Source organism: Sodalis sp. RH19 (assembly GCF_047324215.1).
GTDB lineage: Bacteria > Pseudomonadota > Gammaproteobacteria > Enterobacterales > Enterobacteriaceae > Acerihabitans.
The window spans coordinates 4861878-4874345 of sequence record NZ_CP178734.1 but is presented as its reverse complement, the minus strand read 5'-3'; the positions used below and the strand labels follow the sequence as shown (position 1 = coordinate 4874345).

The 12468-nt window shown below is 56.7% G+C and carries 10 protein-coding genes and 1 pseudogene; 1 reads left to right on the top strand and 10 read right to left on the bottom strand.

Features of this window, described 5'->3' with window-relative positions:
* Positions 1-1474: 1474 nt before the first annotated feature.
* The 5 genes from livF to ACL2XF_RS21905 form a co-directional block, all read right to left on the bottom strand.
* Positions 1475-2194 carry a high-affinity branched-chain amino acid ABC transporter ATP-binding protein LivF gene (gene livF, locus ACL2XF_RS21925; RefSeq protein ID WP_410013079.1) on the bottom strand — a complete coding sequence of 240 codons (720 nt, stop codon included), beginning with the start codon at positions 2192-2194 and terminating at the stop codon, positions 1475-1477.
* Positions 2194-2973, bottom strand: coding sequence for a high-affinity branched-chain amino acid ABC transporter ATP-binding protein LivG (livG, locus tag ACL2XF_RS21920; protein WP_410013078.1), 780 nt, complete (start codon positions 2971-2973; stop codon positions 2194-2196). Before livG ends, livF begins: the two co-directional genes overlap by 1 nt.
* The gene (locus ACL2XF_RS21915) at positions 2970-4241 is read right to left on the bottom strand and encodes a high-affinity branched-chain amino acid ABC transporter permease LivM (protein WP_410013077.1); all 1272 of its coding nucleotides are present in this window, start codon (positions 4239-4241) and stop codon (positions 2970-2972) included. The genes livG and ACL2XF_RS21915 overlap by 4 nt, the downstream gene beginning before the upstream one ends.
* Positions 4238-5164: a high-affinity branched-chain amino acid ABC transporter permease LivH gene (gene livH / locus ACL2XF_RS21910; RefSeq protein WP_331120756.1), complete on the bottom strand. Its 927-nt coding sequence runs from the start codon at positions 5162-5164 to the stop codon at positions 4238-4240. Before livH ends, ACL2XF_RS21915 begins: the two co-directional genes overlap by 4 nt.
* An 81-nt stretch (positions 5165-5245) precedes the next feature.
* A complete protein-coding gene (locus ACL2XF_RS21905; RefSeq protein ID WP_410013076.1) occupies positions 5246-6355 on the bottom strand; it encodes a branched-chain amino acid ABC transporter substrate-binding protein in 1110 nt (369 codons plus the stop codon).
* A gap of 399 nt (positions 6356-6754) precedes the next feature.
* On the opposite strand from ACL2XF_RS21905, the gene panM reads away from it, so the two are divergent.
* Positions 6755-7156, top strand: coding sequence for an aspartate 1-decarboxylase autocleavage activator PanM (panM, locus tag ACL2XF_RS21900; protein WP_410013075.1), 402 nt, complete (start codon positions 6755-6757; stop codon positions 7154-7156).
* Between the two features lie 84 nt (positions 7157-7240).
* Here panM and ACL2XF_RS21895 read toward each other — a convergent pair whose 3' ends face one another.
* The 5 genes and pseudogenes from ACL2XF_RS21895 to ftsY all read right to left on the bottom strand — a co-directional run bounded on the left by ACL2XF_RS21895 (position 7241) and on the right by ftsY (position 12284).
* Complete coding sequence (locus tag ACL2XF_RS21895) at positions 7241-7744, bottom strand: hypothetical protein (RefSeq protein ID WP_413727530.1); 504 nt, start codon at positions 7742-7744, stop codon at positions 7241-7243.
* A gap of 357 nt (positions 7745-8101) precedes the next feature.
* On the bottom strand, positions 8102-8959 hold the full coding sequence (gene rpoH, locus ACL2XF_RS21890) for an RNA polymerase sigma factor RpoH (protein WP_410013073.1): 858 nt from the start codon (positions 8957-8959) through the stop codon (positions 8102-8104).
* 212 nt (positions 8960-9171) lie between these two features.
* Positions 9172-10158: a permease-like cell division protein FtsX gene (ftsX, locus tag ACL2XF_RS21885; protein WP_410013072.1), complete on the bottom strand. Its 987-nt coding sequence runs from the start codon at positions 10156-10158 to the stop codon at positions 9172-9174.
* Positions 10148-10816 (bottom strand): cell division ATP-binding protein FtsE, encoded by a 669-nt coding sequence (ftsE, locus tag ACL2XF_RS21880; RefSeq protein WP_410013071.1) that lies wholly within the window; start codon positions 10814-10816, stop codon positions 10148-10150. The genes ftsX and ftsE overlap by 11 nt, the downstream gene beginning before the upstream one ends.
* A 45-nt stretch (positions 10817-10861) precedes the next feature.
* Positions 10862-12284, bottom strand: a pseudogene (gene ftsY, locus ACL2XF_RS21875) (signal recognition particle-docking protein FtsY).
* Positions 12285-12468: the final 184 nt, after the last annotated feature.

The window sequence follows — 12468 nt, the reverse complement described above, 5'->3', positions numbered from 1 at the left end:
GCCAGGCGGGCCTGACGGTGTCAGAATTAACCGGCGAGTCGGCTTAACGCCCTTAATTCCCAGCGGGAAAGCCTGCCGATGGGGGCGAAGGGGCAGTCTCAGTTCACCGGAGCGCACCACGGCACGGCAGGCCCGCTGCGCTTTGAGCTTACAGGCGGGCCGGCAAGCATCACAATGAATCTGCTGGCTGCTGGCGACTGACGGCGGGAGGCGGGAGGCGGGGAGGTTTATGTCGTTTCGGAGAAGGTTTCGCTTGCCGTGCGTTCGGCGGTTATATGGAATGCCGGGTGCCGGCAAGCGACAAAGAGGCCGTACCGCGACGGCCTCCTTGACCTCCGCGCGCCCGGCAGGTCGCGCGTCGCTGCGCGATGCCTTCCGCCGCCCATGCCCCCGTGATGCACCGGCCCGGTATGCGCTCCCGGCGCTACCGGGCCTTTCGCCGCTCCCGGCGGCTCATGCCGGGGTCACAGGCGCCGTCAGCGCGCTTTATGCCGGTCCCCATGTCGCTGTTCGCACCGCATATTATGAAACAACAGCGGCGCTGATGCTTGGGATAAGGTCTGGCGCCGGGATACGGTTAACCATTACAGAATGCAACGGGTCTGGAATGCCGCTGACATAGCGAAAAGCAGGCATACCGAAAGAGACTTATCAGTCATGCAGTCATGCAGTCATGCAGTTATGCAGTTATGCAGTTATGCAGTTATGCAGTTATGCAGTTATGTAGTTATGCAGTTATGACATATGACATTCATCATTCAATTTTGAGTTTTGAGTTTTGAGTTTTGAGTTTTAACATTAAGCATTACGCTTTCAGCCATTAGCCATCAGCCTGTAAACATTAGCGCAAAACGAATACTGAGACCTTTCCCGGTAAGCGCATACCGCTAAGGACCCCAAAACGCTGTTTTGCTGGCAGGCGATGGTGTTGACGTGGTGCCGGCATAGAGTGCGCCGGCGGCGCACGTCACGGCTGGATGAGCCGCCGGGAGCGGCGAAAGCCCGGGCTGCGCCGGGAGCGCATGCCGGGCGGTCCACAAGCCGGGATGGGTGATGCCGGGCACCGCGCAGCGGCGCACGATCTGCCGGACGCGCGGAGGTCAAGGAGGCCGTCGCGGTACGGCCTCCTTGTCGCTTGCCGGCACCCGGCACGACATAAAATAGCCGAACGCATGGCAAGCGAAGCCCTCGCCGCGGCAACATAAACCTCACCCGCAAGTGTCAGCGAAACCCCAGCCGCGGCAACATAAACCTCCCCGCAAGCATCAGCCAAGCCCTCGCCGCGGCAACATAAACCTCACCCGCAAGCATCAGCCAAACCCTCGCCGCGGCAACATAAACCTCCCCGCAAGCGTCAGCCAAACCCTCACCGCGGTAACATAAATCTCCCCGCAAGCATCAGGCCAAACCCTCGCCGCGGCAACATAAACCTCCCCGCAAGCATCAGCCAAACCCTCGCCGCGGCAACATAACCTCACCCGCCCAGATAAGCGCTGCGCACCGCCTCGTTCGCCAGCAACGCCTCGCCGCTATCCTCCAGCACCACATGGCCGTTTTCCAACACATAGCCGCGGTCAGCCAGTTTCAGCGCCTGGTTCGCATTCTGCTCCACCAGGAAAATGGTCATCCCCTCCTGACGCAACTGCTCGATGGTATCGAATATCTGCTGGATAATAATCGGCGCCAGTCCCAGCGAAGGCTCATCCAGCAGCAGCAATCGCGGCTGGCTCATCAACGCCCGCCCAATGGCCAGCATCTGCTGCTCGCCCCCGGACATGGTGCCCGCGCGCTGCACACGACGCTCATACAAACGCGGGAAAAGCTCGAACACCCGCTTAATCCGCTGCTGATACTGCGGACGGTCGGCAAAGAACCCCCCCATCGCCAGGTTCTCTTCCACCGTCATCCGCGAAAACACCCGCCGCCCTTCCGGCACGATGGCAATCGAGGCACGCATGATCCGCGCCGTCGGCCAATCGGTAATATCGCCGCCCTCAAACATAATCCGGCCCTTGGAGGCGCGCGGATCACCACACAGCGTACCCAACAACGTGGTTTTGCCGGCGCCGTTGGCGCCGATAAGCGTCACGATCTCGCCCGGATTAATATGCAGGCTCACCTCATGCAACGCCTGGATTTTACCGTAATGCGCCGACACCCGGTGCAATGACAGCATAGCGGTATCCTGAGTCATCAGGCCTCTCCCAAATAGGCCCGAATCACGTCCGGGTTACTGCGAATCTCGGCGGGCGTACCCTTTGCCAACGGCATGCCCTGGTTAACCACATAAATGCGATCGGAAATACCCATCACCAACTTCATATCATGCTCAATCAATAACACCGATACATTATGCTGTGACCGCAGTTCGGCAATCAGCAGGTTCAGCTCGGCGGTCTCGTTCGGGTTCAGGCCGGCGGCCGGTTCATCAAGCATCAGCAGCGACGGGCGCGTCACCATGCACCGGGCAATCTCCAGCCGGCGCTGCTGGCCATACGCCAGGTTACCCGCCTGACGGTTAGCCAACTCCAGTAAACCCACGCGGTCAAGCCAGGCGCCGGCATAATCCTGCGCCTCGGCTTCCGCCTGGCGGAAGGCGCGGGTTTTCAGCAAGCCGGCAAATACGCCGCTTTTAAGATGCTGATGCTGCGCCACCAGCAGGTTTTCGATTACCGTCATTTCCCGGAATAAGCGCACATGCTGGAAGGTACGCACCACCCCCATACGGGCGATGGTTTGGCCCGGAAGCCCTTCCAGATGCTGATCGCGCAGCATGATAGTGCCGCCGGTGGGACGATAAAACCCGGTCAGGCAGTTAAACACCGTCGTTTTACCGGCGCCGTTGGGTCCGATCAGCGACACGATTTCGCCGGGGAATAATTCCAGTTCAACCTGGTTAACCGCCAGCAGACCGCCAAAACGCATGGTCAACGCCTTAACGGATAACAGGGGCTGCAATGCCGTGGACGTCATGCCTGCGCTCCTTTACCGGTCTTCATTTTCATCTGCGGACGTTTCATCGGCAACAGGCCCTGCGGTCGCCAGATCATCATCAGCACCATCAACGCGCCCAGCAGCAGCATGCTGTACTGGTTCAGGTCACGCATCAGCTCGCGGGACACCACCAGCAGGATGGCCGCCAGGATCACCGCGAACTGCGACCCCATACCGCCCAACACCACAATGGCCAGCACAAAGGCGGATTCGACGAAGGTAAACGACTCCGGGCTGACAAAACCCTGGCGCGCGGCAAACAGCGTCCCGGCAAAACCGGCGAACGCCGCGCTGATGGTAAAGGCGGTCAGTTTGATACGGGTCGGGCTCAGGCCCAGCGAACGACAGGCGATTTCATCCTCGCGCAGCGCCTCCCAGGCCCGGCCCAGCGGCATGCGCAGCAGACGGTTTATCACAAACAAGGTTAAAATCACCAACAGCAGCGCCACCATATATAAAAAGATAATCCGGTCGCTGGGGTCGTAGGTCAGGCCAAAAAAGTTATGGAAGGTGTCCCAACCGCCGTCGCGCGGGCTGCGGTTAAACTCCAGGCCAAAAAAGGTGGGTTTCGGGATCTGGCTGATCCCGTTCGGCCCGCCGGTTATCTCGGTATTGTTAAGCAGCAGGATGCGGACAATCTCGCCAAATCCCAGGGTAACGATGGCCAGATAATCGCCGCGCAGGCGCAGCACAGGAAAACCCAGCAACAGGCCAAAACCGGCGGCGACCAGCCCCGCCAGGGGCAGGCTTTCCCAAAAACCCAGGCCGCAGTAATGATTCAGCAACGCGTAGGTATAGGCGCCGATGGCATAGAATCCGCCATAGCCCAGTACCAGCAGGCCGGATAATCCCACCACCACGTTCAACCCCAGGCCCAGCATCACATAGATAAGCGTCAGGGTGGCGATATCCACCGTGCCGCGCGATACCAGGAACGGCCAGGCGATGGCGGCCAGGATCATCACCAGCGCGAGCCATTTCTGGCGCGGCGTGGAGCCGTCAAAGCTCGGCAATACCCAGGACGGCCCGCTGATTTTTTTCAGGCTATGCTGGAAAACCGGCCGCAATAGCTGGAACACGAACACCACCGCGCAGCCGGCACCGATCCAATACCAGCGTACCGCACCGGCGTTATGCACCACCAGGTGGGTACCGTCCAGGCTCAGGCGCATACCCATCATAAAGGCGGCCAGCACCAGCAGCATAAACGCGCAGAACAGCGCGTTTAATAAATGGTTGATCTTCATACCTTCTCAACCTCCGGACGGCCCAGGATGCCGGTGGGCAGCACCAGCAACACCACGATAAGCAACGCAAACGAGACCACGTCTTTATATTCGCTGCTCAGGTAGGCCGAGGTCAGCGCCTCTGCTACCCCCAGGATCAACCCGCCCAGCATCGCGCCGGGAATGCTGCCGATACCGCCCAACACCGCGGCGGTAAACGCCTTCATGCCGGCCATGAAGCCGATATAGGGGTTGATGACGCCATAAAACTGGCCCAGCAGCACGCCGGCCACCGCCGCCATCGCCGCGCCAATCACAAAGGTCAGTGAAATAACCCGGTCGGTGCTGATGCCGAGCAGGCTGGCCATTTTCAAATCTTCCGCGCAGGCGCGACAGGCGCGGCCCATGCGTGAATAACGAATAAACAACGTCAGGGCCAGCATGGCGACAAAGGTCACCGCCCAGATGGTAAATTGCATGGTGCTGATGCTGGTGACAAAACCATTGCTTTCGCCCAGCACCCATTGGCCGCTGGCCAGGCTCGGCAGCGCCAGATCCCGCGAACCCTGCGTCAGGCTAACGTAGTTTTGCAGGAAAATAGACATGCCGATGGCTGAAATCAGGGCAATCAGGCGCTTGGAGGAGCGTACCGGCTTATAGGCCACCCGTTCTATGCTCCAGCCGTAGGCGCTGGAAATCACGATGGCGGCGATAAACCCGGCGCCGATCAGCAGCCAGCCGGCGTCGATGCCCATCATCATCAGCGCGGCAATAACAATAAAGGAGACATAACTGCCGATCATATAGACTTCGCCGTGGGCGAAGTTAATCATGCCGATAATGCCGTAAACCATGGTGTAGCCAATGGCAATCAATGCATAGGTGCTGCCCAACGTCAGGCCGTTGAACAACTGCTGCATAAAATAAAGGAACTGCTCGGACATACCTTAACCTTCGAAGCCGCTCCCGGTGACGCGAGGCCAACGGGAGCGGCGATATTTTTTTAACCAGGGAGGAACGGCAGATTATTTAATCGGTGTGGAAGTACCGTCTGCGTGCCATGTAAATACGCCGAACTCAAATCCTTTCAGATCGCCCTTCTCATCCCAGCTCAATGGACCCATAACGGTTTCCACGGTCCTGGCTTTCAGGTCCTTGACGATATCGGCCGGTTCCATGCCGGCGCTTTCCATACCGGCCGCCAGGGACTGTACCGCCGCATAGGTAGTCCAGACGAACGGGCCGGTGGGATCGAGCTTTTTCGCCTTCAGCGCGGCGACTATCGGCTGGTTGGACGGTACCTGATCATAACGCTTCGGCAGGGTCACCAGCATGCCTTCGGAGGCGGCGCCGGCGATGTTGGATAACGAGGAATTGCCTACCCCTTCCGGCCCCATGAATTTGGTGGTCAGTCCGGCCTGTTTAGCCTGGCGCAGGATTTGCCCCATTTCCGGGTAATACCCGCCGAAATAAACGAAATCAACGTTCTCTTTCTTCAGGCGCGCCACCAGGGTTGAGAAATCCTTATCACCGGCGGTGATCCCTTCGAACAGCACCACGTTGCCGCCATTTTTCTTCAGGCTGTCCTGTACCGAACGCGCCAGACCCTCGCCGTACTGCTGTTTGTCGTGAACCACGGCGATGCGTTTAGGTTTGACCGCGTCAAGGATGTATTTCGCGGCGGTCGGCCCCTGATCGGAGTCCAGGCCGGTGGTACGCATAATCATCTTATAGCCGCGCGTGGTCAGGTCGGCATTGGTGGCCGCCGGGGTGATCATGATGACGCCCTCGTCTTCATAGATATCGGACGCCGGCTGGGTGGAGGAGGAGCAAAGATGGCCGATGACATACTTTATGCCATCGTTGATGACTTTATTGGCCACCGCCACCGCCTGCTTTGGATCGCAGGCGTCATCATATTCGACGCCCACCAGTTTGTTGCCCTTTACCCCGCCCTTGGCGTTAATATCGGCAATGGCCTGGCGCGCCCCGGTAAATTCCATGTCGCCATATTGGGCAACCGGACCGGACATTGCGCCGACCACGGCGACCTTGATATCTTGTGCCCAGACGGAATGGCTCATTGCCATGGCCATACAGCCGGCCAGCAAAGCGTTGCCTTTGTTGAATTTCATCCACTGTTCTCCGTTTTGTTGTGTTTGCTGCCTGTTTTTTGGCCGGTTTTTCACCGCTATTTGGTATTTTTATTATATGTAATAATGCTTTAGCCTACAGATTGCGAAGATTCTCTAATAAGCTTTATTTTTCATATTATTAAACAGAAATATTATGCTGTAAATCAACTTATACTTTCAGAAATAACCTGCATGGACAGCACAAAATAATGATATTATTATCGGTATTTTCATCATCTTCTAGCGGGTCGTGCTAGGTTAGGCTATTCAGGGAGATCGTTTACCCGGAATTATTGTGATGGGCATCACTTATTGCTATTTTAATCATCGCAAGATTTAGACAATCTTTTGTCAACAAATTCGCTACATTATTTTTTTATGTCTTAAGTGATTACACGTATGAAATTGACTATTGAGCAGTTATCCCGTTTTACCCCGCAGGATATGATTGATTTGGCGAAAATTTGGCCAAATACCGATATCGCGTTGCTCAACGCCCGCCTTTCCGGCTCGCACGCGGTGTTCGCCGCCCGTTTTAACGACAGGTTATTAGGCGCGGTGCAGGTGATCATTGATAACGAATGGAACGAAGGCCGCCTGGTGGCGCCGCAGGTGCGCGCGGTAACCCGCCGCCGCGGCGTAGGGCTCTATCTTATGACGGAAGTGCAGCGGCTGCTGCCGGAAATCAATCATTGGTGGCTAGGCAATAACCAATACTTCGAAGACCTGGCGGTGATGGCGCAGTTTATGGATGCCTGCGGTTTTTGCCAGGAGCCGGACGGCTGGCACAAACGCCGTTGATTCCAGCCGGCTTCCGGGAATGCATTAGGGCGGGTAAAGCGGCAGCATGATCACATACCACTATGGCTATTTATATTATTCCGCTCACTTTAATATGAATTTCTTACTTTCATTTAATGAGCCGGTATCAATAGCTGAGTCAACAGGATTAGGCATGGACGGCTTAGCGATATCTTTCTTGTTGCGTATCGGGCCGCGATAGGTACCTTGGAACCGGCTGGGAAAAACCGGGAGTCTTTCTTTACCAACGGCTTGCTGCCGGCTCTCTTGCGGATAAGCGGCTATTTCAGGCGAAGTGCAAACAGACAGGTTTATTTGGTTATGCACCATAGCCCGGGGCGGATAAACATATCCCGGTGTATAACATCCCATATAGACGGGATAAACGGGGAGATAGATGGCCGTTGGCATTGGATAATGGCCCATGGGGTGATGACACTGATTCAGGGCTGTGCAACCGGGCGCGTTTCCGGCGTTGCGTAGTCTTCCGGCCAGTATCGTATTATGTGCGACCATGCTGTCGGCAGGTGGGGGCGTAAATGCGATCACTCCATTGTCAGTGGGAATATTCCCATTAACCTTTTCCATATTATCTCCTGTTACTATTTTATTTCTCTATAGCAGAATATTATAAGCGGATTATGTATAACTTTACCCGTTAAGTTTATCGACTTCAATAGGGATGATAAAGGCAGACTTGTTTAATAATAAAATAACGATGACTACATCAATCAGAAAATTGTTATTCCCTGCCTATTTTTAGTAAAAATAATATTCATCATTAAGTACAAAAAAATATTCCATTACATTCATAATTTATTGCAGAGTTATTTAACTAAATAAATATTTAATACGGCACTTATTGATGAGCGGGCGGGAGTTGAAAATGAGAACGGCCGGTATATATACCGGCCGTTTGGAATTATGATTTGATTGAAAAACCCGTCAGGATTCTATCGCCAGACGCATCTTTTTCATGGCGTTTTTTTCCAGCTGGCGCACGCGTTCCGCCGAGACGCCATATTTATCCGCCAGCTCCTGCAGCGTGGATTTGTTGTCATCGTCAAGCCAGCGCGCGCGGATGATGTGCTGGCTGCGTTCATCCAACCCTTCCAGCGCCACGCTGAGCTTATCCGCCGCATGATCGTCCCAGTTATCCTCCTCGATACCGTCGGCAAAGTCGGAGGACTTGTCCTGCAGGTACAGCATGGGGGACATCGCTTGCCCGTCACGGGCTTCTTCATCCGGCGTTGGATCGAAGGTCATATCCTGCGCCGCCATGCGCGATTCCATTTCCCGCACGTCCTTGCTGGTCACGCCCAGGGTTTTGGCCACCATCTCCACTTCGTCCTGGTTAAACCACCCCAGGCGCTGCTTGCTCTTGCGCAGGTTGAAGAACAGCTTGCGCTGCGCCTTGGTGGTGGCCACCTTCACGATGCGCCAATTGCGCAATACATATTCGTGGATTTCGGCCTTGATCCAATGGACGGCAAAGGAAACCAGGCGCACCCCGACTTCGGGGTTAAAGCGGCGGACCGCCTTCATCAGCCCGATGTTGCCTTCCTGGATCAGGTCGGCCTGCGGCAGGCCGTAGCCGGAATAATTACGCGCAATATGAACGACAAAGCGCAGGTGTGACAGGATTAGCCGCTTGGCCGCCTCCAGGTCGCCCTGATAATGCAGCTGTTCAGCCAATGACCGCTCTTCCTCCGCTGTAAGCATAGGATAGGCGTTGGCTGCCCGGATATAGGCTTCCAGACTGCCTTGGGGAATCAGGGCTAAAGCTTGCATATCTTTAATCATTCAAGTCCTCTCGTAATATGTTCTGATGCTGCTGCCTTATGGCGCGCCCGGTTGATGGGCCTCATTAATCAGCTAGCCATTAATGAGACCGGGGATGAACACCTTAGTTCATTGCCATTTTTAGCTCACAGCGATTTTAGTTCATAACCATTATCTACGGGGATCAGCTCGTGCGGTCGCAACATCCGATGCCCTATTATAACAAAAAAACGTTATTGGGGTGTAAAATGACGTAAATGTTGCACCGTCGCCATCCAGGCGGCCACCCAGCCTATCATGGCGGAAATCAGCAGCAGCAGCAGCGTCTCTTCCCAGTCCAGTCCGTGCAGCGCAAAGGAGGTGCCGAATACCGCGGCGACCTTCGCCACCACCGACTCCAGCCGCCAGACCAGTGTTTCCGAAAGGATCAGCGACAAAATCGCGCCCCCCAGGCCCAGCAGCGCGCCGCCGTTAAGAAACGGCCGCAGGATAAAGCCGTCGGTGGCGCCCAGCAGTTTCATTACATTAATGGTTTCGCGGCGGCTGAAAATACTCAGCCTGATGCTGTTGCCGATAACCAGGAACACCGCGATAATCATCAGCAGACCAATGGTGGCGGCAACCTGCCCCACCAGCCCGGTTAACGCCGCCAGGCGAGCAAACCAGCTGTCGTCCATGCGGACTTCATCCACTCCCGGCACCGCCGCGACCCGGTCGCGCAGGGTCTTGAGGGTGTCGGCGCTCTGAAAATCCAGCTTAGGCGTAATAATGGCCACCGCGGGCAACGGATTTTCCTCCAGCATATCAAGCGCGCCGCCGAAGCCCGACCAGTTACGGAATTCCCCCATCGCCTCCTCGCGGGACAGATAGTTGACCTTTTCCACGCCGGCTTCCTGCTTAAGCCTTCCCAGCACCTTAAGCGCCGCGTCGTCGTCCAGGGCCTTGTCCAGGTAGACGGTCAACTGCGGCGCGGGATACCATTGCTCCGCCGCCTGGCTGACATTTTTCCATACCAGATAACATACGCTGGGCAAGGTCAACGAAATGGCAATTACCGCAATAGTTAATAAGGTCGCCAGGGGCTGCAGGCGCAAATCCGCCAGCGCGCTTTTCCAGGCATAGCCCCATTGCTCGCGCCAGCCGCTTTGCAGCGCCTTACTTTTGTTTTTTAACGGCTTGGCGCTGCGCGCGCCCTTGGGCCGGTTAAGCTTATTCACCATCCTGGCCCCCGTCTAACCTGCCCTGGCTAAGGGACATGATGCGATAGCGCCGCCGGGCAATCAGGCTCAGGTCATGGGTGGCCATCAATACCGTCACGCCGGCCCGGTTAAATTCCTCAAACAAGCGTAAAATCTCCTCCGACAAGGCGTCATCCAGATTACCGGTAGGCTCGTCCGCCAGCAGCACCGCGGGTTTATTCACCACCGCCCGGGCAATGCCGACCCGCTGCTGTTCGCCGCCCGACAGCTGGATGGGGAAATTACGCGCCTTATCCAGCAGGCCGACCTTGTCCAGGGCCGCCGAAACGCGACGCCTGATATCCTCGACGCTGGCGCCGGCGATAATCAGCGGCATCGCCACATTGTCATAGACGGTGCGATCGAGCAGCAAATGATGATCCTGAAAGATCATGCCGATCTGGCGGCGTAAAAAGGGCACCTCGCCATTTTTCAGGCGACTGATGTCGTGGCCGCCGAAAAATATATGACCCGCGCTAGGCCGTTCAATACCGCATATCAGTTTCAGCAGGGTACTTTTCCCCGCGCCTGAATGGCCGGTCAGAAAGGCCATCTCGGCGGGACGAAGATGAAAATTGACGCTTTGCAGCGCCTGTCGTCCGCCAAGATACGCTTTGCTGACCTGTTCAAAGCGAATCATCCTAATTAATCCTCTCGGGCAAAATGGACCCTGTTGGGCAACCAATCAATGTTCTTGTGTAACATCCCGTGAAAATAGCGCCTCAATAAAATCCGGGGCGTTAAACGGCCGCAAATCCTCAATGCCCTCGCCCACGCCGATATAACGGATCGGGATACCGAACTGGTCGGCCACCGCGAAGATCACGCCGCCTTTGGCGGTACCGTCCAGTTTAGTCAGGGTAATGCCGGTGAGCGGCACCGTTTCGTTAAATAACCGCGCCTGGCTGACGGCGTTCTGGCCGGTGCTGGCGTCCAGGGTCAGCATAACCTCATGGGGGGCGTCGTCGTCCAGCTTTTTCATGACCCGCACGATTTTCTTCAGTTCATCCATCAAATGGCTTTTGTTCTGCAGGCGCCCGGCGGTATCGGCGATAAGGACATCAACACCGCGGGCCTTGGCCGCCTGGATGGCATCAAAGATGACCGATGCGGAATCGGCGCCGGTGTGCTGGGCGATAACCGGGATCCGGTTACGCTGGCCCCAGACCTGCAGCTTGCTCCACCGCCGCCGCGCGGAAGGTGTCGCCGGCCGCCAGCATCACGGTTTTGCCCTGCGCCTGGTACTGGCGCGCCAATTTACCGATGGTGGTGGTCTTGCCGACGCCGTTGACGCCGACCATCAAAATGACAAACGGCGTCTTGCCGCCCACGTCCAGCGGCCGATCGACCCTGGCGAGGATGGCGCCCATTTCTTCTTTTAATTTGACGTAAAGCGAGTCCGCGTCCTTCAGGTGCCGGCGGTCGGCATGCTCGATAAGGCCGGCGATAATCTTGCGGGTGGTTTCCACCCCCACGTCGGCAATCAGCAATTGTTCTTCAAGCTGTTCAAACAGATCATCGTCTATTTTCTTACCGGTAAACAATCCGATAAATCCGGATCCGAGGTTTTGTTTGGTCTTGAGCAGCCCCCGCTTCAGGCGGGCGAAAAAACCTTCCCGGGTCGGGCGTTGCTGCTCGGTCAGGGGCACGCCGCCGGCCCCGTCGATCTCCGGAACGCCGACGCTATCCTCGTCGCGCCAGGCGAGATCTTCCGCGGCCGCCAACGCCCCTTCGCCGGGACGGACGTCTTCTGCGAGGGCCAGGCCTGATTCGCCATCGCCGGCGCGATCCCCGTCGGCCACGGCGATATCGTCCTGCGCCGGCGGTTGCGTATCTTCAGGACGGACATCTTCGGCAAGGGCCAGACTCGCGTCATCACGCCCGGCGTGGTCGCCCTCCGTTTGTCGCGCCGATACCTGTTCGGTGATATCGACGATATCCCGTGCCGTATCGCGAGCCGCCGCCTCGCCGGCCGGGGGCGATGACGCGGCGGCATCCTCGGCCGCGATCGGCGCATCCTGGTCAACCGGTTTTTCCTGTTCCGGTTCGTCATCCTGACGCTTAATGCCTAACCAGGAAAGGAAACCGCGTTTTTTCTCTTTTGCCATTTGCGACTACACTCCTCGCCGAAGAATCATGGCGGATGAATAACGTGACTGATAAACCTGATAGTTTATCACCTTCGCGGCCGCTCAACACGCCTGGCGTTGGCTTTTCCCCGCCGTCGGCGAACAAGAGCGAATTAACATTCCCCAAGCGTCGCCGGCCCGGTAGAATAGCCGGCAACAGACC

Excerpts from the sequence above, each read along its gene's own strand:
- livF (WP_410013079.1), bottom strand. The coding sequence starts at position 2,194 with ATGACTCAGGATACCGCTATGCTGTCATTGCACCGGGTGTCGGCGCAT.
- livG (WP_410013078.1), bottom strand. The coding sequence starts at position 2,973 with ATGACGTCCACGGCATTGCAGCCCCTGTTATCCGTTAAGGCGTTGACC.
- ACL2XF_RS21915 (WP_410013077.1), bottom strand. The coding sequence starts at position 4,241 with ATGAAGATCAACCATTTATTAAACGCGCTGTTCTGCGCGTTTATGCTG.
- livH (WP_331120756.1), bottom strand. The coding sequence starts at position 5,164 with ATGTCCGAGCAGTTCCTTTATTTTATGCAGCAGTTGTTCAACGGCCTG.
- ACL2XF_RS21905 (WP_410013076.1), bottom strand. The coding sequence starts at position 6,355 with ATGAAATTCAACAAAGGCAACGCTTTGCTGGCCGGCTGTATGGCCATG.
- panM (WP_410013075.1), top strand. The coding sequence starts at position 6,755 with ATGAAATTGACTATTGAGCAGTTATCCCGTTTTACCCCGCAGGATATG.
- ACL2XF_RS21895 (WP_413727530.1), bottom strand. The coding sequence starts at position 7,744 with ATGGAAAAGGTTAATGGGAATATTCCCACTGACAATGGAGTGATCGCA.
- rpoH (WP_410013073.1), bottom strand. The coding sequence starts at position 8,959 with ATGATTAAAGATATGCAAGCTTTAGCCCTGATTCCCCAAGGCAGTCTG.
- ftsX (WP_410013072.1), bottom strand. The coding sequence starts at position 10,158 with ATGGTGAATAAGCTTAACCGGCCCAAGGGCGCGCGCAGCGCCAAGCCG.
- ftsE (WP_410013071.1), bottom strand. The coding sequence starts at position 10,816 with ATGATTCGCTTTGAACAGGTCAGCAAAGCGTATCTTGGCGGACGACAG.